At 55.5% G+C, this 21,982-nt stretch carries 20 protein-coding genes and 1 pseudogene; 7 read left to right on the top strand and 14 right to left on the bottom strand.

Annotated elements, in window-relative coordinates:
- Window positions 1-60: 60 nt before the first annotated feature.
- Together PQR63_RS22815 and pnp are read right to left on the bottom strand one after the other, a co-directional pair.
- Window positions 61-1,347: an NAD(P)/FAD-dependent oxidoreductase gene (locus PQR63_RS22815; protein ID WP_408170491.1), complete on the bottom strand. Its 1,287-nt coding sequence runs from the start codon at window positions 1,345-1,347 to the stop codon at window positions 61-63.
- 308 nt (window positions 1,348-1,655) lie between these two features.
- On the bottom strand, window positions 1,656-3,794 hold the full coding sequence (gene pnp, locus PQR63_RS22810) for a polyribonucleotide nucleotidyltransferase (protein WP_408170489.1): 2,139 nt from the start codon (window positions 3,792-3,794) through the stop codon (window positions 1,656-1,658).
- Window positions 3,795-3,850: 56 nt separating this feature from the next.
- Between pnp and PQR63_RS22805 the strand changes: the two genes are divergently transcribed.
- On the top strand, window positions 3,851-4,078 hold the full coding sequence (locus tag PQR63_RS22805; protein WP_408170487.1) for a hypothetical protein: 228 nt from the start codon (window positions 3,851-3,853) through the stop codon (window positions 4,076-4,078).
- A gap of 32 nt (window positions 4,079-4,110) precedes the next feature.
- Here PQR63_RS22805 and rpsO read toward each other — a convergent pair whose 3' ends face one another.
- Window positions 4,111-4,380 carry a 30S ribosomal protein S15 gene (gene rpsO / locus PQR63_RS22800; RefSeq protein ID WP_408170485.1) on the bottom strand — a complete coding sequence of 90 codons (270 nt, stop codon included), beginning with the start codon at window positions 4,378-4,380 and terminating at the stop codon, window positions 4,111-4,113.
- Window positions 4,381-4,570: 190 nt separating this feature from the next.
- Here rpsO and PQR63_RS22795 point away from each other — a divergent pair, with 190 nt between their 5' ends.
- Window positions 4,571-5,068 carry a hypothetical protein gene (locus PQR63_RS22795; RefSeq protein WP_408170483.1) on the top strand — a complete coding sequence of 166 codons (498 nt, stop codon included), beginning with the start codon at window positions 4,571-4,573 and terminating at the stop codon, window positions 5,066-5,068.
- Window positions 5,069-5,135: 67 nt separating this feature from the next.
- On the opposite strand, the gene PQR63_RS22790 is transcribed toward PQR63_RS22795, so the two are convergent.
- The 4 genes from PQR63_RS22790 to PQR63_RS22775 all read right to left on the bottom strand — a co-directional run bounded on the left by PQR63_RS22790 (window position 5,136) and on the right by PQR63_RS22775 (window position 9,408).
- Window positions 5,136-6,497: a GntP family permease gene (locus PQR63_RS22790; RefSeq protein WP_408170481.1), complete on the bottom strand. Its 1,362-nt coding sequence runs from the start codon at window positions 6,495-6,497 to the stop codon at window positions 5,136-5,138.
- 71 nt (window positions 6,498-6,568) lie between these two features.
- A complete protein-coding gene (locus tag PQR63_RS22785; protein ID WP_408170479.1) occupies window positions 6,569-6,952 on the bottom strand; it encodes a RidA family protein in 384 nt (127 codons plus the stop codon).
- Window positions 6,953-7,028: 76 nt separating this feature from the next.
- On the bottom strand, window positions 7,029-8,525 hold the full coding sequence (locus tag PQR63_RS22780; RefSeq protein WP_408170477.1) for an N-acyl-D-amino-acid deacylase family protein: 1,497 nt from the start codon (window positions 8,523-8,525) through the stop codon (window positions 7,029-7,031).
- A 1-nt stretch (window position 8,526) separates the two neighbouring features.
- Window positions 8,527-9,408, bottom strand: a complete 882-nt coding sequence (locus tag PQR63_RS22775) for a MurR/RpiR family transcriptional regulator (RefSeq protein ID WP_408170475.1) — start codon at window positions 9,406-9,408, stop codon at window positions 8,527-8,529.
- A 166-nt stretch (window positions 9,409-9,574) separates the two neighbouring features.
- On the opposite strand from PQR63_RS22775, the gene PQR63_RS22770 reads away from it, so the two are divergent.
- Together PQR63_RS22770 and PQR63_RS22765 are read left to right on the top strand one after the other, a co-directional pair.
- The gene (locus PQR63_RS22770) at window positions 9,575-10,870 is read left to right on the top strand and encodes an amino acid deaminase (protein ID WP_408170473.1); all 1,296 of its coding nucleotides are present in this window, start codon (window positions 9,575-9,577) and stop codon (window positions 10,868-10,870) included.
- Window positions 10,871-10,886: 16 nt separating this feature from the next.
- The gene (locus PQR63_RS22765; RefSeq protein ID WP_408170472.1) at window positions 10,887-11,810 is read left to right on the top strand and encodes a sugar kinase; all 924 of its coding nucleotides are present in this window, start codon (window positions 10,887-10,889) and stop codon (window positions 11,808-11,810) included.
- Window positions 11,811-11,919: 109 nt separating this feature from the next.
- Here the strand turns inward: PQR63_RS22765 and PQR63_RS22760 are convergent, their stop codons facing one another.
- Complete coding sequence (locus PQR63_RS22760) at window positions 11,920-13,257, bottom strand: tetratricopeptide repeat protein (protein ID WP_408170470.1); 1,338 nt, start codon at window positions 13,255-13,257, stop codon at window positions 11,920-11,922.
- A gap of 296 nt (window positions 13,258-13,553) precedes the next feature.
- Window positions 13,554-15,098: an aminotransferase-like domain-containing protein gene (locus tag PQR63_RS22755; RefSeq protein WP_408170468.1), complete on the bottom strand. Its 1,545-nt coding sequence runs from the start codon at window positions 15,096-15,098 to the stop codon at window positions 13,554-13,556.
- A gap of 173 nt (window positions 15,099-15,271) precedes the next feature.
- Here PQR63_RS22755 and PQR63_RS22750 point away from each other — a divergent pair, with 173 nt between their 5' ends.
- The 3 genes from PQR63_RS22750 (at window position 15,272) to PQR63_RS22740 (ending at window position 17,998) form a co-directional block, all read left to right on the top strand.
- Window positions 15,272-15,634 carry a hypothetical protein gene (locus tag PQR63_RS22750; RefSeq protein ID WP_408170466.1) on the top strand — a complete coding sequence of 121 codons (363 nt, stop codon included), beginning with the start codon at window positions 15,272-15,274 and terminating at the stop codon, window positions 15,632-15,634.
- 148 nt (window positions 15,635-15,782) lie between these two features.
- A complete protein-coding gene (locus PQR63_RS22745; RefSeq protein ID WP_408170464.1) occupies window positions 15,783-17,303 on the top strand; it encodes a sensor domain-containing diguanylate cyclase in 1,521 nt (506 codons plus the stop codon).
- Window positions 17,300-17,998, top strand: a complete 699-nt coding sequence (locus PQR63_RS22740) for an alpha/beta fold hydrolase (protein ID WP_408170462.1) — start codon at window positions 17,300-17,302, stop codon at window positions 17,996-17,998. The genes PQR63_RS22745 and PQR63_RS22740 overlap by 4 nt, the downstream gene beginning before the upstream one ends.
- An 11-nt stretch (window positions 17,999-18,009) precedes the next feature.
- Here PQR63_RS22740 and PQR63_RS22735 read toward each other — a convergent pair whose 3' ends face one another.
- The 5 genes and pseudogenes from PQR63_RS22735 to PQR63_RS22715 form a co-directional block, all read right to left on the bottom strand.
- On the bottom strand, window positions 18,010-18,558 hold the full coding sequence (locus PQR63_RS22735; protein ID WP_408170460.1) for a hypothetical protein: 549 nt from the start codon (window positions 18,556-18,558) through the stop codon (window positions 18,010-18,012).
- A 240-nt stretch (window positions 18,559-18,798) separates the two neighbouring features.
- Complete coding sequence (gene pssA / locus PQR63_RS22730) at window positions 18,799-19,665, bottom strand: CDP-diacylglycerol--serine O-phosphatidyltransferase (protein ID WP_408170458.1); 867 nt, start codon at window positions 19,663-19,665, stop codon at window positions 18,799-18,801.
- Between the two features lie 29 nt (window positions 19,666-19,694).
- Window positions 19,695-20,336: a phosphatidylserine decarboxylase gene (locus PQR63_RS22725; RefSeq protein WP_408170456.1), complete on the bottom strand. Its 642-nt coding sequence runs from the start codon at window positions 20,334-20,336 to the stop codon at window positions 19,695-19,697.
- A 342-nt stretch (window positions 20,337-20,678) separates the two neighbouring features.
- Entirely contained in the window at window positions 20,679-21,419 is a 741-nt protein-coding gene (locus tag PQR63_RS22720) for an SIMPL domain-containing protein (RefSeq protein WP_408170455.1), read from the bottom strand.
- Window positions 21,420-21,660: 241 nt separating this feature from the next.
- Window positions 21,661-21,982: pseudogene (locus PQR63_RS22715) on the bottom strand (ketol-acid reductoisomerase); the annotation flags it as partial.

Raw genomic sequence — 21,982 nt, 5'->3', positions numbered from 1 at the left:
TTTTCCCAGACAAAAAAGGGCCGGCAGAGATGCCGGCCTTTTTCATTTTCGATGATGACTTTACTGGCTTGGCGCGTCGTCCGGTTTTTCCACCGGGGTATCGATCGCGTTGGAGATCACGCGTGCACTACGCTTGAACGTCAGATACGCCCATGCCCAGTCACTCATCACCAACAGACGATTGCGGAAACCGATCAAAAAATACACGTGCACGAACAACCAGAATAGCCACGCCGGATAGCCGGAAAACTTGAATTTTCCGACCATTGCCACTGCTGCCTTGCGGCCGATCGTCGCCAGCGAGCCATAATCCTGATAGACGAAATTCTCAAGCGGCTTGCCGCTGATCCGATTGATGATGTTACGTGCAGCGACACGTCCCATCTGCTTGGCTGCGGGCGATACCCCCGGCACCGGTTTGCCGTCCGATGTGACGGCGGCAAGGTCGCCGATGACGAATACTTCCGGATGATCCGGGATCCACAATTCACTGCCAATGATCACCCGCCCGGCCCGGTCAAGCGGGACATTGAGCGATTTTCCCAAAGGCGATGCTGCCACTCCAGCAGACCAGATAACTGTACGTGACGCCAATCTCTGCTCACCGCTTTGGTCGGTATAGCGAACACATTCTTCGTCGATGTGCGTAACACGACTGCTGGTCCGCACGTCGACACCCAGCTTGACCAACTGTGCTCTCGCCTTCTCGGACAAGTCGGCAGGATAAGCACCGAGCACACGTTCAGATCCTTCCAGCAAGACCACTTTTGCTTGTTGCGGATCGATGCGACGAAACTCCCCGCGCAAGGTATGGCGCGCGATCTCGATCAGCGTACCGGCCATTTCCACACCGGTGGCGCCGGCCCCGATAACCGTAAAGGTCAGCCACTCTGCACGGCGCACCGAATCTGGTTCGCGCTCTGCACGTTCAAAGGCCATGAGAATGCGGCGACGGATGTCGAAAGCATCGGCAAGCGTTTTCAGTCCAGGCGCCAGCGGGGCCCATTCGTCGTGACCGAAGTAGCTGTGCGTAGATCCCGCCGCCACGATCAGATAGTCGTAGGCAATCTCGCTGCCGTCTTCCAAGGCAATCGTTTTACGCGCGACATCGATCTTGCTGACCGCTGCCATGAGACTGGTTAGGTTACGCTGCTTTGCAAGAATGCTGCGTATTGGCGCGCTGATTGCCGGCGCTGACAGGCCAGCCGTCGCGACCTGATACAACAGAGGCTGAAAAAGATGATGATTGCTACGATCGATGATGGTGATATCGACCTTGGCATCGGCCAGTTCGCGCGCGGCCGCAAGGCCGCCGAAACCGCATCCGACGATGATCACATGAGGCATGGGACTCCTTTCAGTTTCTGATGAAATGATGCTCCCCAATCGTCCTGATTATTTTTTAATCATTCTGCGATGACATCCGCATTGTCTCAAAAGAACAAGGATCAGCCTAATGGCAGTTCGTGTTTCGGGCAAGCAGTACAGATGAAATCGGCCCACCTCCTACAGCGGCTTGCGATGCTCTCCGACAAAATCGACAAACGCTTAGTCGAAAATCGAAAATAAAAATCCCCCAGGACTTTCGCCCTGAGGGATTCAGTACTACTTGAGTATTACCAGCGGATGAGGCGATGCCCGCATCCAGCTACGTATTACTGAGCGTCTTGCGAAGCAGGCGCTTCCGTGCCTTCTTCCGACTGCGCTGCCTTCATCGACAGTTTCAGACGGCCGCGGTCGTCGGTTTCCAGGACCTTGACGCGGACTTGCTGGCCTTCTTTCAGGTAATCAGCAACGGCGTTGACACGCTCGTTGGCGATTTGGCTGATATGCAGCAGGCCGTCTTTACCTGGCAGGACCTGAACGATCGCACCGAAGTCCAACAGCTTCAACACAGTACCTTCGTAGATCTTGCCGACTTCGACGGAAGCGGTAAGTTCTTCGATACGGCGCTTGGCTTCCTGACCGGCAGTAGCGTCGACGGAAGCAATGGTAACCACGCCTTCGTCGCTGATGTCGATCTGGGTGCCGGTTTCTTCGGTCAGGGCGCGAATGACTGCGCCGCCCTTGCCGATTACGTCACGGATTTTTTCCGGATTGATCTTGATGGTGATCAGACGTGGAGCGAAATCGGACAACTCTCCTGCGCCGGCTGGAACGGCTTCTTGCATCTTGCCCAGGATGTGCACGCGGCCTTCCTTGGCTTGTTCCAGTGCGACCTGCATGATTTCCTTGGTGATGCCCTGGATTTTGATGTCCATTTGCAGTGCGGTGATGCCGTTGGCAGTACCCGCCACCTTGAAGTCCATGTCGCCGAGGTGATCTTCATCACCCAGGATGTCTGTCAGGACGGCGAACTTGCTGCCTTCCTTGATCAGGCCCATGGCGATACCGGCAACGTGCGCTTGCATCGGCACACCGGCGTCCATCAGTGCCAGGCAACCGCCGCAGACCGAAGCCATCGACGAGGAACCGTTGGACTCAGTGATTTCCGACACCAGACGCACCGAGTAGCTGAATTCTTCAGCTGGTGGCAGTGCGGCGATCAGCGCGCGCTTGGCCAGACGGCCGTGACCGATTTCGCGGCGCTTTGGCGTACCAACGCGGCCGGTTTCGCCGGTAGCGAATGGAGGCATGTTGTAATGAAGCATGAAGCGATCGGTGTACTCGCCCATCAGCGCGTCAATCTTTTGTTCGTCGCGTGCAGTACCCAGGGTTGCGATGACCAGCGCCTGTGTTTCGCCGCGGGTGAACAATGCCGAACCGTGAGTGCGTGGCAACACGCCGGTACGAATCGAGATCGGACGCACAGTACGTGTGTCGCGGCCGTCGATACGTGGCTCGCCGTCGAGAATTTGCGAACGAACGATCTTGGCTTCCAGATCGAACAGGATGCCGCCGACTTCTGCCGAATCCGCTGCCGATGTGCCTGCTGCTGCGGCATCTGCTGCCAGCGCTGCGTTGACTTCGGAAGTGACGGTCTTCAGCTTTTCTGTACGTGCTTGCTTGTCCTTGGTTTGATACGCTTCGCGCAGCTTGCCATCAGCCAGTTCGGTGACGCGTGCGATCAGCGGCTCATTCTTCGCCGGAGCAGTCCATTGCACTTCAGGCTTGCCGCCGTCGCGCACCAGTTCGTGGATCGCGTTGATGACAGCCTTCGATTGATCGTGACCGAACACAACCGCGCCCAGCATGATTTCTTCGGACAATTGCTTGGCTTCGGATTCGACCATCAGCACGGCTGTTTCTGTGCCGGCGACGACCAGATCCAGTTGCGAAGTCTTCAGTTGCGTTGCGGTTGGGTTCAGGACGTACTGACCGTCGATGTAACCGACGCGTGCGGCGCCGACCGGGCCATTGAACGGAATACCTGCGATCGACAATGCTGCCGATGCACCGATCATCGCAGCGATGTCAGGATCGATTTCAGGATTGACGGACAGAACGTGAATGATCACCTGCACTTCGTTCAGGTAGCCTTCAGGGAACAGCGGACGAATCGGGCGGTCGATCAGGCGCGATGTCAGTGTTTCCTTTTCGGATGGCTTGCCTTCACGTTTGAAGAAGCCGCCGGGGATACGACCCGCAGCGTACGTCTTTTCAATGTAATCGACGGTTAATGGGAAAAAGTCCTGACCTGGCTTGGCATCTTTGCGTGCCACGACCGTTGCCAGCACAACAGTGTCTTCAATCGAAACGACGACTGCACCGGAAGCCTGACGAGCGATTTCGCCGGTTTCCAGCGTGACCTGATGTTGTCCATACTGGAAGGTTTTAGTAACTTTATTAAACACGGTATTTCCTTTCTATATTGAACCCTTGCGCGGCGTTGCTTTGCAGGGATTCTTTTTTGCCGACAGATTTTCAGGCGCTGTCGTTCACCTCACCACAGATGCTTGTCGTCCTGCTAAACAGCTGGCAAACCGACAAGTCACCTTACGAATCACGATCATTGGATGGGATCGCGGTACTGCAAAGAAGTTTTGCGAACCGCGAAAACATCAACATCCAGCCAAAAGCGGAATCGCAAAAAACAAAATGCCCGCGTCAGAAACTGACGCAGGCATTTTGGCTATGAACCCTGAACCGGAATGGTACGAGGGAACAAGATTACTTACGCAGACCGAGTTTTTCGATCAGTGCGCGGTAACGGTCGGCGTCCTTGCCCTTCAGGTAGGACAACAGGCTCTTACGACGGTTAACCATCTTGATCAGACCACGACGGGAATGGTGATCCTTGCTGTGTGCTTTGAAGTGACCGTTCAGGTCGTTGATGCGTGCTGTCAGCAGCGCAACTTGAACTTCCGGGGAGCCGGTGTCGTTTTGACCACGGGCGTTATCAGTGATAATGGCAGCCTTGGCTGCTTTTTCGATCGACATGCTATACCTTTCACAAGCGGTGTGCGGAGTACTCACCCTGCATACCGTGACTAACAATTAAAAAACTGGCCGAAATGACCAGAGGCGCAAGTATATAGCAAAAGATCAGCAGATTCAAATACTTACCGGAAAAGCGTAGAATCAGAGCCCTTCCGGGAAATTATTCTCGCAAACTCCTCTCCAACTGTTTATGAAACGTCTCATTCTCCCCGTTTTAGCTGCAGCTGCCTTGTCCTTGAGCGGTTGCGCCTCCCTGTTCGCGCCTCCGGTCAATCCCGGCGACACCGAACAGCAAGTTGTCGCTCGCCTAGGCCAGCCGACCGCCGTGTATCCCGACGGCAACACGCATCTGCTGGAGTATGCCGCCGGCGCTTTCGGGCAGTACAGCTACATGGCGCGTATCGGCCCGGACGGCAGGTTGATTTCTTATCAACAAGTCTGGACCATGGAGAACTTCCGTTCGATCAAGGTTGATCAGGCCACCAAGAACGATGTGCTTCGCCTGGTCGGCCGCCCGACTGAAGTGACGCGTTATGCGCGCATTCCTTTTGAAGCATGGAATTATGGCTTCAAGGAGAGCGGTGTCTGGAATTCACAAATGACCGTCTATTTCGATGCACAAGGCATAGTCCGCAAGGTAGAAAACGGCCCGGATCCACGCTTCGACGACAGTCGCATGCGCTTCTGAGCCTTATCGCCAAAAAAAGCCGCTTCGAAAAGCGGCTTTTTCTTTGCACAGGGACAAACTGACTCGATCAGATCACAGTCGACAGTGCCAAGGTGAACAGCAAGGCCAGTACCGAAATGAGCGTTTCGCACACCGTCCAGGTCTTGAAGGTTTGCGGCACGGTCATGTTGAAGTATTCCTTGACCAGCCAGAAACCACCGTCGTTGACATGCGACAAGATCAACGAACCAGCGCCGGTTGCCAGCACCATCAGTTCGGGACGAGCACCGCCGCCTGCCATCACGATAGGCGCGACGATGCCACAAGCAGTGGTCATCGCCACAGTAGCCGAACCGGTTGCCACACGAATCAGCGCCGCCACAAACCAACCTAGCAGCAACGGCGACAGGTGTGCGTCAGTCGCGATACCGACGATGGCTTTGGAGACGCCGCCATCCATCAGAATGCGGCCGAAACCTGCGCCCGCACCCACCACCAGGGTGATGCTGGCGATCGGCCCCAGACATTCGTTGGTGAATTTCAGAATGGCTTCACGATTGAAACCGCGCATCTTGCCGAAGGTGTAGAAGCTGACCAGTGTAGCAATCAGCAGTGCAATCACCGAGTTACCAATCAGGCGCAGGAAGTCATTGGCGAAAGTCTTCGGCGTAAAGAACAAATCCGCCCAGCTACCGATCAGCATCAGCGCCACCGGCAACAGAATAGTGAACAGCGTGATACCGAAACTTGGCAATTCACGCTTAGCCCCACCGTTGGCGCCTTGATCAACGAACTGACCGATCAGCGGATTGTCTGGATTAGGGATCACCACTTTGGACATCAGCTTGCCGAAGATCGGACCGGCGATGATCGCTGTCGGGATACCGACGATCAGCGCGTACAGAATCGTACGGCCGATGTCCGCATTGTAGGCAGTCACTGCCAGCAACGCCGCAGGATGCGGAGGAATCAGACCGTGCACCACCGACAAACCCGCCACCATCGGAATACCGACCAATACCATTGAGGTGCCGGTACGCTTGGCAACGTTGAACGCGATCGGGATCAGCAACACAAAACCGACTTCAAAGAACACTGGCAAACCGACGATAAAAGCCACCACCATCATCGCCCAGTGCACGTTCTTTTCACCGAAGGCATTGATCATGGTGGTAGCGATGCGCTCCGCACCGCCTGACTCTGCCATCATCTTGCCCAGCATCGTACCCAAGCCAACCACCAGTGCAATGTGTCCCAGCGTATTACCTACGCCGGTTTCAAACGATTTGACGATAGTGCCCATCGGCATGCCGACAGACAAACCGAGAATCAGCGACACCACGATCAGCACGATGAACGGATTCAACTTGAACTTGGCGATCAAGACGATCAATGCGATCACCGCGACGAGCGCGTAAATCAGCAACATACTTCCTTGTACTGCTTCCATTTTTTGGTCTCCTCACCCCAAGCAGGGTGTTACTCAACTAGATGATCAGCGCCTGTACTTAGCGCATGAACTTACCGCTTAAACGCCACGCAATCCACTTCAACCTTGCAATCCACAACCATGGCCGATTGCACGCAGGCGCGCGCCGGCGGATTGGCGCCGAAGTATTCCTTGAAGACCTTGTTGAACGATTGGAAATCGCGGGTATCGTCCAGCCAGACGCCGCAACGTACGACATGCTCAGGACCGTAGCCGGCTTCCTTGAGAATTGCCATAACGTTCTTGATTGCCTGATGCGATTGCGCGACGATACCGCCGTCAATCACTTCGCCGTCAACCATAGCCACCTGGCCTGAGACATACAGCCAGCCGTCCGCTTCCACCGCACGTGCAAAAGGCAGATGCTGACCGCCAGTACCGGTGCCGCCGTCGACGCCATATCGTTTGATGCTCATTGTGTAACTCCTTCAGATTTCAGATAAATGATCCGGGTGCCGTGCTTTGATCGCTAAGCCCCGGTGTTGCAATGAATTAATTTGCTGCAGCTCCTGCTGCATCAGCCTGAATGCGGTTGCGCGCGAGGAAACGCCCTGCGCGTTGACCTGTTGCCTTCTTGTCCTCGCCACGATATGACAGTACGCCGTTAACCCAGACTGCCTCGATGCCGTGCGCGGGTTGCATCGGATCGGTAAACGTCGCCGCATCGCGGATCGTCGTCGCATCGAACAGCACCAGATCAGCCCAATAGCCTTCTTTGACCAAACCACGATCGCTGAGACCAAAACGCGAGGCCGACAAACCGGTCATCTTGCTCACTGCCACGGCGAGCGAAAACAGTTGTTGCTCGCGGCTGTAGTAACCCAGTACGCGCGGGAAAGCGCCCCACAGTCGTGGATGCGGCAAAGGATCGTTAGGGAGACCGTCAGAACCGATCACGGTCGATGGATGGCGCAGAATGCGATTGACGTCGTCGTCAGACATGCAGTGATACACGGCACCGGCTGGCATCAGGCGACGCGCGGCTTCGGTCATGTCCACGTTCCATTCTTCGGCGATCTTGGCCAGCAACTTGCCGCCCTGCTCAGGATGCGGCTCTGACCAGGTGACCTGAATGTCATAGGTGTCGGTAACTTGTTTGAGATCGAGCGTGGACGAGCTGGCGGTGTAGGGATAGCAATCGCAACCGACGTGCTGATGCTTGCCTGCCTGTTCGAGCGCTGCCAGTACTTCGCTGCTGCGGCCCCAGTTTTCCACGCCGGCGCATTTGAGATGGGAGATCACTACCGGCACGCGCGCATGCTTGCCGATACGAAAGGCTTCGTCCATGGCGTCGAGAATATCGGCGAATTCGCTACGCAGGTGAGTAGCGTACATGGCGCCGTATTCCGCCAGCGGCTCTGCCAGCGCCAGCACTTCTTCGGTCGGTGCATTGATCGCGTTGCCATACGCCAGACCGGTGCTCAGGCCCAATGCGCCATGCTCCAGCGCTTCGATCAGTTGATCGCGCATACCTTTGATTTCAGCATCGGTTGCGGCACGATCCAACGTATTCATATGATTGCTGCGCAGCGCCGTGTGGCCAATCAGCGCAGCCACATTCACTGACGGTTGCGCCGCTTCGATCGCAGCCACGTAGCTGGAAAATGTCGGATATGAAAACGCGCTGGATTGCCCCAGCAGATTCATCGGATCCGGAGGATCCCCCTTCAGCGTCACCGGTGCGGCGCTGATGCCGCAGTTACCGACGACGACTGTAGTGACACCCTGAGACAGTTTCGGGAACATCTCCGGCATACGAATCACGTTGGTATCGTCATGCGTGTGCGCATCAATGAAGCCCGGACTCAGCACTTTACCGGCCGCATCGATCAGGCTATCGGCTTGCCAGCCGTCGAGGGAACCAATGGCGACAATGCGGCCATCAAGCACAGCCACGTCGGCGACAACCGGATCAGTACCGCTGCCATCGATCAGAAAAGCATTACGAATCAACGTATCGCAATGTTGGGAAGGTACAGAGGTAGTCATATCAATCTCCGAGCGGCTGACGGTCACCGCCGCCGCGATGCATATCGAGCGCATATTTGAGACGCCGCAACTGCTCCTGGCTACGATCCTTTTGCAGCAGCGCCAGTTCCAGCACCAGCATATCCAGCGTCATCATCATGGCGTAGCGCGATGACGAAGGTTTGAAAATAAAGTCGGTTTCCAGGGCCTTGATCGGCAACAGCACGTCGACCATTCCCGCCAGCGGCGAACCCAATGCGGTGATGCCGATCATCTTGACGCCGTATTCCTTGGCGACTTCGCAGTTGGTCAGCATTTCCGGCACATTGCCGGTGGTGGAAAACACCAGCAGCACATCAGCCTTGTCCAGCGTAGCTGCGACCATACGCTGCAACAAGGCATCGTGGTAAGTTGCCACCGGACGACCGAGACGTACCAGGCGATAACGTGCTTCATCCGACAGCATGGTCGAACCGCCGCCCATGCCAAATGAATAGATCATGCGTGCATCGCGCAACAGCTCTGCGGCACGATGCAAGGCATCCGGATTCAACAGCGCGCGATTGACTTCGAGTACCGCATGTATATCGTTGTAGACGACGTCGGCGAGTTCAGGGGGCTGCCCGGGTGGAATTGTCTTCACACCATCAAAAAACCGCTGTCCGACCGCGACAGCCTGCGCGAGCATGAACTTGAACTCACGCACGTCGCGGCAACCCATCGCTTTGGCAAACCGCGTCACACTTGCCAGACTGACTCCGGCTTTTTGCGCAAGTTCGCCGATGCTGGCGCTGGCTGCGGTAGACAAATCGTTGAGAATTGCTTCGGCGACTTTTTGCTCTGCAAGCCGCAATTGTCCGCTACGCTCGGTAATGCGTGAAACAATGTCAAAAGCTTGTGCCATGGCGTTGAAATGAAGTCTCGATGGTGGCTCCACGCTTCCCGACGGTGCTTTACAAGGCCTGTTTGGGGCGTGGAAGAATTTTTCGTGTTAGTTTATAACACACTTCCAACATAGTAAATTCAGGACTATCATTACGTCAAATCAAATTTTTGAGGAGAAATTCAAGATGAGTGATACAAACTACCAAAACACTTGGCAAAGCGGCATCATCGATCCGCTGAATAAGGGTATCGGCACCCTGACGGCACCTGTGGCGCCAAATGCAGTCAACGCCCTGCCCTGGAATCTCCTCAAAGAAGACCTGAGCCTGCCGACCGCCGTTTTGTACGAAGAGCGCCTGTCGCACAACCTGGACTGGATGCAACGCTTCGTTACGGAATACGGCGTCAAACTGGCGCCGCACGGCAAGACTACCATGGCGCCGAAGCTGTTTGCACGCCAACTGGCCACCGGTGCCTGGGGCATCACGCTGGCGACCGCGCACCAGACGCAGGTAGCCTATCACCATGGCGTGCGCCGTGTGCTGATGGCAAATCAGCTGGTCGGCAAGCAAAATATGAACATCGTTTCGGGCCTGTTGGAAGATCCATCCTTTGAATTTTTCTGCCTGGTCGATTCCGCTGATCTGGTCGATCAACTGGGCCGCTTCTTCTCGGAGCGCAAGCAAACTCTGAACGTGCTGCTGGAACTCGGCCCCGTCGGCGGTCGTACCGGCGTGCGCAACAACGAACAACAAGCCACCGTTCTGGCCGCCGTCAAGCGCTGGGAAGGCAGCATCGCGCTGTCCGGCATTGAAGTCTACGAAGGCGTGTTGAAAGAGGAAGCCGATATCCGCCTGTTCCTGCAACGCGCGGTGCAATGCGCCAAGGATCTGGCCGGACAGGGCTATTTCAGCCATCGCTCGGTGCAAAAACCTGTTGTGCTGACCGGCGCAGGATCGGCCTGGTATGACGTGGTCGCCGAAGAATTCGCCGGCGCCGACATCGGCGTCCCGCTGGATGTAGTGCTTCGTCCCGGTTGTTATCTGACGCATGACGTCGGTGTCTACCGCGCGGCGCAGGAGCAGATCCAAACCCGCAATCCGGTAGCAAAGAAAATGCGCAGCGAATTACTGCCGGCGTTGCAACTGTGGGCTTACGTACAATCGATTCCCGAATCCGACAAAGCCATCGTCACGCTGGGCAAGCGCGATGCCGCCTTCGATGCCGGCCTGCCGTTGCCGGTCAAGCGTTTCCGCCCCGGTCAGGATACGGCGCCGGTCGATTCACCGTCGCATTGGGAAGTCACCGGCATGATGGATCAGCATGCTTATCTGAAGATCAACGCAGGCGACGATATCAAGGTCGGCGACATGATTGCTTTCGACATCTCGCACCCTTGCCTGACATTCGACAAATGGCGTCACTTGCCGGTATTGGATGGCAAGTTCAACGTCATCGACATCGTACAAACCTTCTTCTAAGCAACGGCATCACATCATGAGCAAGAAAATCCTCGCCTACGGCGAAGCAATGGTGGAGTTCAACCAGAGCATCGAAGATCCTCGCTATTATCTGGAAGGCTTCGGCGGCGACACGTCCAACTTCTGTATCGCCGCAGCACGCCAGGGCGCCGACACCGGTTACGTCAGCGCGGTCGGCGACGACCATTTCGGCAAGAGCCTGCAAGCACTGTGGCAAACCGAAAAAGTCGATACGACACACGTCGGCGTGATGCCCGGCGTCGCGTCGGGTGTCTACGTCGTCACGCATGACGACGAAGGCCACCACTTCAACTACCTGCGCACCGGCTCCGCCGCCAGCCGTTACACCCCCGAACAATTGCCGTTGCAGGCGATTGCAGATGCCAAAGTGCTGCATCTGTCCGGTATCAGCCTCGCCATCAGCGAAAGCGCCTGCGACGCCGGTCTGGCGGCCATGGCGCACGCGCGCAAGAACGGTACGCTGACCTCGCTCGACACCAACCTGCGGCTGCGGCTGTGGCCAATCGAACGCGCCCGCGCCAAAATGGCAGAAGCCTTTGCGCTGTGCGACATCTGCCTTCCAAGCTGGGAAGATGTGAGCGCGTTGACTGGATTGGACGACCGCGATTCCATCGTCGATAAGTTGCTGGCCTATGGCATCAAGTTGATCGCGTTCAAACTGGGCAAGGAAGGATGCTATGTCGCAACGCCGACAGAGCGCAGCCTGGTCGCACCGCACATCGTCGATGCGCTGGATGCCACCGGCGCAGGCGATTGCTTTGGCGGCGCTTTCATCGCGCAGATCGTTGAAGGCAAGGATCCATTTACGGCAGCGCGTTACGCCAACGTAGCAGCGGCGATTTCAACCACGGGTTATGGTGCCGTCGCGCCGATTCCTTTGGCAGATCAGGTCAATACCGTCGTGAGCCGTCTCGGCTGAGCAATACCGGCTCCACAATAAAAAAGAGCGGCCAGGATCAAACCTGCCGCTCTTTTTTGCTTACGTTCATTGCATCGTTATCTGACCGTGCCCGTCACTCGCTTGTGCATCAAGCCTTACGCCGTGCCACAACCACCATACCCAATACCGGCTGACGAATTTCCTCCCGTATCACTGCATCCTTAACGTCGAGCAGTTCAAAACCAAGTTGCTCCAGGCAGCGCGTCACGTAACTCAGGCTGTGACGATAGCGTCCGCTCGGATGCAAAGAAAATCCATCGTCTTGCGCGCCCGTTTCCGCATCGGTCTCGACGGTGAACAAGAAATAGCCTTTCTCTCTCAGCGTAGTCGCTACTTTTTGGAATACCTTTTCCAGGTCGCCGAAATAGATCATCGTATCTGCTGAAAAAACGAGATCCGAACTCGCCGTTTTTCCGGTCATGTAATCGGTGATTTCCTGCTTGAAGAGGTGATCGTAGCCGCCGCGCGCCTTGGCTTGTTCCAGCATCTTTCCAGACAGATCGACACCGATCAGCGAACGCGCGTAAGGAGCAATGATCGGCGCGCACAAACCCGTACCACAGCCGATGTCGAGCACATCGAATTGCTTGGCCGGCGCACCAACTATCTGCAACGCTTGCTGCATCAATTCCGGGCCGCGATACGCCAGACTGTCGACCAGATTAGCGTTAAAGGTTTCGGCATGGCGGTCAAAATGCTTTTCGATATAACCGTCCGAAGCACGTTCCGGCACGTCCAGCTGCGCGCAAGCGGCAAACATATGGGCAGGAATCGGATTGTCCGGCTCTTCGCTCATCCAGTCGCGGTAGTGTGCCGCGGCTTCCTGCAAACGACCGAGGAAGTAGTAAGAAATGCCGAGCATCTGCTTGGACTTATCCTCATGCGGCGGCAACACAAAGGCGCGACATTGATAATGCGCGCTGTTCATCTTGTCGCCGGCGGCTTCATAAATATTACCGAGATGTATCAGCGCCGGGCCAAATTCGGCATTCAGCTCAAGCGCCTGCTTGAAAGACTCAATCGCGCCGGTCGTATCGCCATGCTGCAGCTGTGAGGAACCCAGGTTATTCCAGACAATATGGTCATGCGGCGCTGCGTCCAACGATGCCTGATAGGCATCGGACGCCTCTTCAAACTCCCGCAAGGCAAACAATACATTGCCGAGATCGTTATGCCAGGCGGCGTTATCCGGTTGCAATGCGCAGGATAGCCGGATGTTTTGCACGCCCTCTTCGTCCTGGCCATTCTGATAGAGAAAGATGCCGAGGTAATGCAGTGCGATGGGATGCACCGGATCTTGCACCAATACCTCGCGATAAATTTTTTCTGCCTTTTGAAGATCGCCTGCGGTATGAAAACCAATTGCCTGCTCCAGCAACTGCAGCAGCGTTTCACTACCGGTCCCCACTTGGGAGAGAGAATCCATAAGCCTGTTCCTGTGACGTAGAACCGCTGACAAAATGCCGCCGACGGCGACGCGCCTTGCCATTGGCGCTGATATTTCATTAGCGGCTTTTATTCTGATTCATCGATACGCTTGCCCGACAGCAACGCACTGAAATTCGACCCCTTCAGCACGGTGCGCAATGTTGAATACGCAGGACAAGCGGCTGATCGTTCGTCGCAGGGACAGGCCACATTCTTACAATATTTTGTATAAGAAGCAAAAAAAGCTTTCCGACTTACGCCGAAAAGCTTTTTAAATCAGAAAAAATTGAAGGTCTAACCTAGCAATTGCCCGGTAATCACACCCAACCGACGCAGTGCCTGATCCAACTCGCGCGTGAACGGCTTGCCACAACAGAGCCGCAAATAATGGTCAAAACGATCTGAATTGGAAAAAATCACACCCGGCGACACGCCGATACCTTCGTCCAATGCTGCGCCGAAGACAGCCTTCGACGACAACTTGCGCGGCAACTCCACCCATAAGCCAACGCCGCCATTGGGAACACTCAGGCGGGTTTCATCGGGAAAGTACTCTGCGATCGCCTCTGCCATCTGCTCGCGCTGGTCTTTCAGGCTGCTGCGCAGACGGCGGAGATGACGGTCGTAGGCTGGTGAGCCCATGTAGTTGGCCGCAGTAATCTGCGTCCATTCCTCGTTGGCGCGCGTATAGGCGAACTTCAGCATCTTGACCCGCTCATTCCATTTGCCGCAGGTCATCCAGCCCAGCCGCATACCGGGTGCCAGCACCTTGTTCAGGGAGGCACAATAGATGACGTTACCGCTCCGATCCCAGATCTTGGCTGCCGATGGCGCCACATCACCGTCAGCTAGCTCGCTGTAGGCATCGTCTTCGATCAAGGGCACGCCCTGCTGCTCGCACAGATTAACCAGACGCTCCTTGTGACTGTCGGACATGATGCAGCCGAGTGGATTCTGTAATGTCGGGACCACGACCACAGCTTTGATGTTGCCGTAAGTTTGCATGGCCAATTCCAGTGCCTCAATGGAAATACCGGTATGCGGACTGGTCGGGATTTCCAAGGCTCGCATGCCAAGGCTTTCCAGTGTTTGCAGCAGTCCGAAATAGGTCGGCGACTCCACCGCGATGGTGTCACCTGCCTGCGCCACCGCGCGCAGTGCCAGATTGAGCGCTTCGATGCAGCCGTGTGTCACCACGACATCGTCAGCACTGATGCGAATGCCGGCATTGAGCGCACGGCGTGCCACGACCTGGCGAAAATGGCTGTTGCCATTGATTGGCATGGGGCTGGTCAACAAGGTCGGCTGTTCGCGCAAGGCTTTGATGGCAGCATTTTTCAGCGCATCGACTGCGTACAGCTCGGGTGCGCAGCTCATGCCGCTCAAATCGATGGTGGGCGCCTTCAAATGGCGGCGCGCGATGAAGTCGGAAACTTGCTCGTGGATGCCGACATACTGTGCTGGGTCCAATGGCGCAGAGATATTCGGCTCCCCCACCGGACGAATCTGAGCACGCCGCGGCTGCCGGACGAAATATCCGGAACGTGGACGCGCTTCGAGCCAGCCGCCCTCCTCCAGATAGCGCAAGGTTTGCAGCGCAGTGGATAAACTGACATGCTGCTGCCGCATCAGATCGCGCACCGAAGGCATGCGATCACCGGCAGCCAGTGTCCCTGCCTGAATCGCGGAGAGATAGTGTTCTGCCAGACGACGATAGATTGGCTGACTCGGTTGATGTGGCTGGCCAGGCGAATTCGGCTGGCTGACAGCAGTCGACACAAGGTCGGACACAGCTTGGGGCGTTGAGCCGGTATTAAGAGATAGTGGTTGCATGTCCATGAGTGAATCTTCAGCGTTCTTCTCTTACAGCGATAGATACAGAGCTCTCGAAAACAGACGATAACAGATCAAAAAAATGCCTGCTGTTTCGATTCACATCGCAACAGCCTGTGCCTGTTTCGCAAAAGCTGTTTTGCCTAGACTATCCCTACGCCAACCAACAGGAAAACATCATGCGTACAGAAGACAGGCAAGCGACTCCCACCAGAATCCAACTGAGCGCCGGGCAAAGCCATTACTTGTGGACTGGCCGCGACGCGGTTCTGTTTGTGCAATCCGGCAGCATCCGCCTGCGCGAATCACCGGAATGGATGAGCGACACCATTCTGAAAACACTTTCAACCCTGCAGGAAGGCCAGCATTATCAGATCGAACGGAGCGGTTGGACTTGCTTATATGCAACCCATACGGCGGAGGTACTTTGCTATGCCAGCCTCAAACCGCGCTATTTCTCACTAGACCTCATCGTCCGCCTGCTGAGTACGCCAACCCGGCGGCTGCGCAGCATGGCGGCGCAACTGATGACATCGAAATAACAGCGGGCGTGCAGCACAGGTATGGCCCAATTGGCTTACCTGTGCAACGTCAAACCAGTGTCAAAAAAATGTCAAATTAACCCTGAAGAATGTGTGTGTATTGCAATAAAGGCATTACACTACTGCATCACCATCCCTCTTCATCGTTATGCAGAATGAAATCCGCTCCACAGACGCTGCCGCTGTAAGCACCTCCAACACACCCGCCAGCGACGACTTCATCAACGCGGACATGTTTGAACTGGCGCCCGTTTCAATGTGGCTGGAAGACTTCAGTGGCGTCAAAAAACTGCTCGATGAATGGCGTGCCGCCGGCATCACCGATTTGCGCAGCTACCTGCAAGCTGATCTCTCGCGCGTACATGCCTGCACACTGAACATTCAGGTGTTGCATGTCAATAAAAAGACGCTGCAATTGTTCGAGGCCGATGACATTCCCCATCTGATCGCCAACCTTGACAAGGTTTTTCGCGATGACATGCTGCACACCCATATCGAGGAACTGCTGCAAGTCTGGGAAGGCAAAACGGAATTCTCCAGCCATAGTGTCAACTACACGCTGTCCGGAAAGCGCCTCGACATCCAGCTCAATGCACGTATTCTGCCGGGCTATGAAAACAACTGGGGCCGCGTGCTGCTGGCAGTGGAGAACGTCACAGAACGCGAAACCGCTCGCCGCAAGCTGACGCGCAGCGAAGATTACGCGCGCGGCTTGTTCGAATATTCACCGATTTCTCTTTGGGTTGAAGACTTCAGCCAGGTCAAACGCCTGTTCGGCGATTTGCGCCAGATCGGCATCAAGGACTTCCGCGTCTTCACCGATGTGCATCCGGAGTTTGTCGAGCGCTGCATGCAAGAGATCCGGGTCATTGACGTCAATCAGCAAACGTTGACGATGTTTCATGCGCCGGACAAGACGACCTTACTTTCACGTCTGAGCGAGGTATTCCGCGACGACATGCGCCCGCATTTCAACGAGCAGCTCAGCGAACTGTGGCACGGCAACCTGTTCCATCAACGCGAAGTGGTGAACTACGCGCTCAATGGCGAACAATTGCATGTGCACTTGCAGTTCTCTGTTTTCCCCGGTCATGAAGAAGACTGGAGCCTGGTGCTGGTCGCCTTGACCGATATCACCGCCCGCAAAAAAGCAGAGGCCTATCTGGAGTTCCTCGGCAAGCACGACGAACTGACCAAGCTGCACAATCGCGCCTTCATGGTCGACGAAATGAATCGCCTGGAACGCAAAGGACCGTTTCCGGTCAGCGTCATCATGGCCGATCTCAACGGTCTCAAAGAGGTCAATGATCAGCTCGGTCATGCCGCCGGCGACGCCCTGCTGCGTCGTGTCGGTGAGGTATTGGGCAAAGCTGCGGACAAGCCGGTATATGCATCGCGCATCGGTGGCGATGAATTTGCCATTCTCATGCCCGCTACCGATGACCGTGGCGCAGCGGCCATGATGGAAAATATTCAGAAGCTGATCGATATCAACAACCAGTACTACTCTGGCTCACCGTTAAGCCTATCGATGGGAGCTGCCACCAGCCAGCACGGTGAGCGCCTGGAATCAACGGTGCAGCGTGCGGATGCACTCATGTATGAAGACAAGCGTTCATACTACGCCACGGCGCCGGCGCATGATCGGCGCCAGTCTCCGGACGAATGACCTCGTGTCGTTTTGAACTGCAAGTCGATGATGAAACCATCGTCGGCGATGTTCTGGGTGAACCGCAGCAGCTACGCGCGTTATTTTTGCATGGTGCAGGTCAAAGTGATCGTCTGCGGCAGCGCCTGCTACGAGAAGATCTGGCGCAATCCGGTTTCGGCAGCGTCGCGCTGGATTTTTCCGGCTACGGCGAGAGCAGCGCTAATAGCCCCGGCTCACTGAAAAAACGCCTGCGGCAGGCACAAGCCGTATTGGCGCACATCGACACCGACGGCACTATCCATACTGTCGTCGGCACCAGCATGAGCGGCGAAATTGCCTTGCGCCTTGCCTGCAATATGGGGAGTCGCATCAATCACGCCGTTCTCATCGTCGGCGCCATTTACGGCCGTACTGCCTTTTCGATTCCATTCGGCCCGGAGTTCTCAAGCATCATCCGTCAGCCGCAGAGCTGGCGCGATGCCGAAACACTGGAATTTATCCGCGACTATCGCGGTGGCTTGACGCTGATCAGGGCGCTGAATGACGCGGTCATTCCACATGAGGTCGCTGACTTGCTGGAACAAGCCGCGGTGTCGGCACGCTTTCGGCAGCTCATCGACCTACCGGAAACCGATCATCGCGTCAGCGAAAAAATGGTCAATGACGTGACGCTGCGTCAGCGCATCGCGGCCGCAATCAAAACCAAAGACTAGGAAGTAAATGCTCAGGCGCTGGTGCTGACCAGCGTGCCCACTGCTGCGCCTTGCGCGACAGCACTACTGACAGCGACAGAAGACAAGCCGGGGTTACTGCTGAGGATATCGGCAAAATTGGCGGAGACGCCACTGCCGGCGGTCGGCGTAAAGACACCGCTACCGTTGTAGACGCCGTCCTGCATACCGAAAGATGAAGAAGCAGAGGTACCAGAAGAATCGGACGAGTCAGAAGAGACCGAGGTATCCGACGAGCGTGAATTGGATTTACTCAGGGATGCAAGAAAGGCCTTGCTGGCGGCGGCTGTTTCGTCGTTCGCGGCATTCGATCGGGAGGTCGCCGCGCTGGCGCGGGCGAGTACATGCAGAAGGCCCGAAGCCGTATAAGTGACAGCTCCCTTGGGTGCACCCGGCAAACTCAATACCACTGCGCCGCCACTGGCAAGCGCAGCGGCCGTGCTAATCACCCCGGGACTTTGCCCCAGGTCGACGACCGGCGCATTCCCTCCAAAAACATAGGGAATGGTGGCGGTGAACGAGCTGTTGACTGCAATTGCCATAAACAATTCTCGCGGGAAATTCGCTGTTGTTAATGCAGATTAGCAGTAATTAAGGCAAAGATCGATGCCAGCATGGCAACATCGCGGGTTAATCTCGGCAATTCAATTTGCCCCTCTCACCTGATATTGCAGTGACATGCAAAGCGGTGCGACAACGCCCCCGTAGAATCAGCAGAAATACGCATAAAAAAACCGCCCGATACTACATGGGCGGCTTTCAAACACTGATAGCTGAAGCGCTTACTTTTCCTCGTGTTCCGTCTGGACGATACTGACAGGTTTGCCTTTGATCTTGCGCCAGGCATAGACGATGTAGCCGGAAATACCATACAGCACAAACAAACCGAACAAGACTTTGGACGGATCGCTGGAGATTGCTACCAGCACCACTACCACCAGCAATGCAGCAATGAACGGTACCGGCTTGCGGAAGTTGATGTCCTTGAAGCTGTAGAACGGCACATTGGTCACCATGGTGATACCCGCGTAAAGCGTAATTATCCACGATGCCCAGCTCAGATCCGTACCCGCAAAACGCAGATCGTCCATCAACCACACAAAGCCAGCCACCAATGCCGCTGCCGCAGGACTCGGCAAGCCCTGAAAATAGCGTTTGTCGACCACCGCGATATTGGTATTGAAACGCGCCAGACGCAGAGCGCCACCGACGCAATACACGAATGCCGCCAGCCAGCCCAGCTTGCCCATGCCACGCAAAGACCATTCATAGACAACCAATGCCGGTGCAGCGCCAAAAGACACCATGTCCGACAGGCTGTCATATTGCGCGCCGAATTCGCTTTGCGTATTGGTCATGCGTGCCACGCGACCATCGAGACTATCCAGCACCATCGCTACGAAGATGGCGATCGAGGCATGGTCGAACTTCAGGTTCATCGCCATGACGATGGCGTAGAAGCCGCAAAACAGCGCCGCCGTCGTAAAGGCATTCGGCAGCAGATAGATGCCACGTGAGCGCCGTGGACGTACGATCGGCGCGCCATCTACATCTTCCAGCTGTGCCGGATACATCGGCGTTTTATGGCTGCGCAAGGATTTGGGGAAAGGGATGGAACCCTTGTTTTTGCGTTTGCGGAAAGTTGCCATGTAAAGTCCGTCTCAATATGCGTCGGTGATCAGAATTCGGCCAGAATCGTTTCTGTCGCCGAGACTTTTTCACCCACGCTCACTTTCGGTGTAGCGGTCAACGGCAGATAAACGTCGACACGGGAACCGAAACGAATGAAGCCGTAACGCTGACCGCGCGCCAGCACGTCGCCAGCCTTGACGTAGCAAAGAATGCGACGAGCAATCAGACCCGCCACTTGCACGCATGTCACGCTCTGGCCGTTGGACGCAGTGATCGCCAACGCATTTCGCTCGTTTTCCAGCGAAGCCTTGTCCAGATCGGCATTGACAAATTTGCCTGGAAAATATTGCACGGTCTCGATCTTGCCATCGACAGGTGCGCGATTGGAGTGGACGTTGAATACGTTCATGAAGACACTGATTTTCAGCGCTTCGCGATTTGTGTAAGGATCATGCGCTTTAGCGACGACGACGATACGGCCATCAGCGGGCGACAGGACGGCATTCGGATTTTGCGGAATCGTGCGCGGAGGATCACGGAAGAACTGCAAGACAAACAAGGCGATGATCCAGAAGGGAATCGACCAGGCTCCGCCGATCAGCGTAACGATAATGGCGACAACAACAGCGATACCGAGGAAAGGCCAGCCTTCGCGGGCAATAATAGGATGTGGATAATGGTTATTCAACGTTGCTCCGATAGTCGCTGATAGATTTTCAAAATGGTAAAGCGTGCTTATTCTAGACGAGCGCCTAAGAAATGTAACGCGCCGCAAATCAAATCAACGGATATTTACCCGTTAATAGCGAATGACAGCCAGAGATTCCGGCCGGAGAAAACGGAGGGACCTGGTGGCTTGCGAAGCCATTCTTGTTTTGATGAAAGCCTATTTTATCGCGATTAGTATGAATAACGCGAACAATGCCAATAGCAATTAGGATGAAGAGGAATGATCAGCGAGCCGCAATAAATCTGTACGCCAGAAAATCGGGCAACCTGCACAGCAGGCCGCCCGATAACATACGACCAATTACTTGAAACGAACCTTACCGACCAGATGCATGCCGATAGTGGTGTCGCCCGGCTCGAAACTCGGCTCAGCAACAGCTTCCTGCATGGGCGCGTCGGCGGCCATTGGACGCATCATCTTGGGTGCCGGTGAGTTCTGGGCATAGTTACCAGAACCTTCGAAGTCCACCGTTTCCACCACCGCATCACTGCTGCGACGACCTAAGGCGCTGGCAATCGACGTAATACGCTCGTTGAGATTCTTGAAGGTCATGTTAATCAGGTTCGCATCCAACTTTTTTGTTGCAGCCGGACTTAAGCCAAATTGCAGATTATTAAGTCCCAGCACTCCCTGCGCTGCAGCGACGGTACGTGGCAGGCCCTCCAGATTGGTAGTCGTGACGTCGAGGTATTGCCCGACACGCCAGCCCACGGTGCGCGGCTTGTTGCCCGGACGTTGATCTTCGGCGTAGATCGCATAGGTGTAATAACCGCGCGTCCTTAGCTGCGCTTGCGGATCCTGCCGCTTAACGATGTCGATGCCCTGCTTCATCTTCTTGTTAACACGCGAGGCTGCTGCCGCTTTGTCCTTGTCCTGCTCTTCAACGTTGAGGGTGGCGTGTGCTTCGTCATTAGGCACAATGAGTTCGCCTGAGGCGGGAATGACCACCATGGTACCGGTGGATTGAGCAGATTGCGCATGTGCCGCCATCGTGGCAGTGGCAAGTACAGCGGCGAATAATAGTTGGCTTGAGCGCGACATGGATATCTCCAGAAATAAAACGGATTGATGAGTTTCGTACCGCTTTGCAAATGATTGCGGAATTGAAGGCGGCAACGAAGACTGGCGTTTGGACGCCTTGCAACGCGGTTAGTTCTTCGGAGGAACAATGCAATTGTGACAAGATGCAAGCGGCGTGACATCTTAGCCATTGCAGTTGTGGAAAATAAAAAAAGGACGCCTGAGCGTCCTTTTTCTTTCGACTGCGGTATCGATATATCGATTAGTTCTTCGTTTGATCAACCAGCTTGTTGGCCTTGATCCAAGGCATCATCGCGCGCAGCTTCTCACCAACGATTTCGATCTGGTGTTCAGCGTTGATGCGACGACGCGACAGCAGTGTTGGTGCGCCTGCCTTGTTTTCCAGAATGAAGCTCTTGGCGTATTCGCCGGTCTGAATGTCAGTCAGCACTTGCTTCATGACCTTCTTGCTCTCTTCGTTGATGATGCGTGGGCCTGTGACGTATTCGCCGTATTCCGCATTGTTGGAGATCGAGTAGTTCATGTTGGCGATGCCGCCTTCGTAGATCAGGTCGACGATCAGT

The sequence above is a fragment of the Herbaspirillum rhizosphaerae genome, assembly GCF_046025915.1.
Taxonomy (GTDB): Bacteria; Pseudomonadota; Gammaproteobacteria; order Burkholderiales; family Burkholderiaceae_D; genus Herbaspirillum; species Herbaspirillum rhizosphaerae_A.
This window is presented reverse-complemented; position numbering and strand designations above follow the sequence as displayed.

Bases quoted from the DNA above. Each gene is read 5' to 3' on its own strand.
- PQR63_RS22815 (WP_408170491.1), bottom strand. From the start codon at position 1,347: ATGCCTCATGTGATCATCGTCGGATGCGGTTTCGGCGGCCTTGCGGCC.
- rpsO (WP_408170485.1), bottom strand. From the start codon at position 4,380: ATGTCGATCGAAAAAGCAGCCAAGGCTGCCATTATCACTGATAACGCC.
- PQR63_RS22795 (WP_408170483.1), top strand. From the start codon at position 4,571: ATGAAACGTCTCATTCTCCCCGTTTTAGCTGCAGCTGCCTTGTCCTTG.
- PQR63_RS22790 (WP_408170481.1), bottom strand. From the start codon at position 6,497: ATGGAAGCAGTACAAGGAAGTATGTTGCTGATTTACGCGCTCGTCGCG.
- PQR63_RS22785 (WP_408170479.1), bottom strand. From the start codon at position 6,952: ATGAGCATCAAACGATATGGCGTCGACGGCGGCACCGGTACTGGCGGT.
- PQR63_RS22780 (WP_408170477.1), bottom strand. From the start codon at position 8,525: ATGACTACCTCTGTACCTTCCCAACATTGCGATACGTTGATTCGTAAT.
- PQR63_RS22775 (WP_408170475.1), bottom strand. From the start codon at position 9,408: ATGGCACAAGCTTTTGACATTGTTTCACGCATTACCGAGCGTAGCGGA.
- PQR63_RS22770 (WP_408170473.1), top strand. From the start codon at position 9,575: ATGAGTGATACAAACTACCAAAACACTTGGCAAAGCGGCATCATCGAT.
- PQR63_RS22765 (WP_408170472.1), top strand. From the start codon at position 10,887: ATGAGCAAGAAAATCCTCGCCTACGGCGAAGCAATGGTGGAGTTCAAC.
- PQR63_RS22760 (WP_408170470.1), bottom strand. From the start codon at position 13,257: ATGGATTCTCTCTCCCAAGTGGGGACCGGTAGTGAAACGCTGCTGCAG.
- PQR63_RS22755 (WP_408170468.1), bottom strand. From the start codon at position 15,098: ATGGACATGCAACCACTATCTCTTAATACCGGCTCAACGCCCCAAGCT.
- PQR63_RS22750 (WP_408170466.1), top strand. From the start codon at position 15,272: ATGCGTACAGAAGACAGGCAAGCGACTCCCACCAGAATCCAACTGAGC.
- PQR63_RS22745 (WP_408170464.1), top strand. From the start codon at position 15,783: ATGCAGAATGAAATCCGCTCCACAGACGCTGCCGCTGTAAGCACCTCC.
- PQR63_RS22740 (WP_408170462.1), top strand. From the start codon at position 17,300: ATGACCTCGTGTCGTTTTGAACTGCAAGTCGATGATGAAACCATCGTC.
- PQR63_RS22735 (WP_408170460.1), bottom strand. From the start codon at position 18,558: ATGGCAATTGCAGTCAACAGCTCGTTCACCGCCACCATTCCCTATGTT.
- pssA (WP_408170458.1), bottom strand. From the start codon at position 19,665: ATGGCAACTTTCCGCAAACGCAAAAACAAGGGTTCCATCCCTTTCCCC.
- PQR63_RS22720 (WP_408170455.1), bottom strand. From the start codon at position 21,419: ATGTCGCGCTCAAGCCAACTATTATTCGCCGCTGTACTTGCCACTGCC.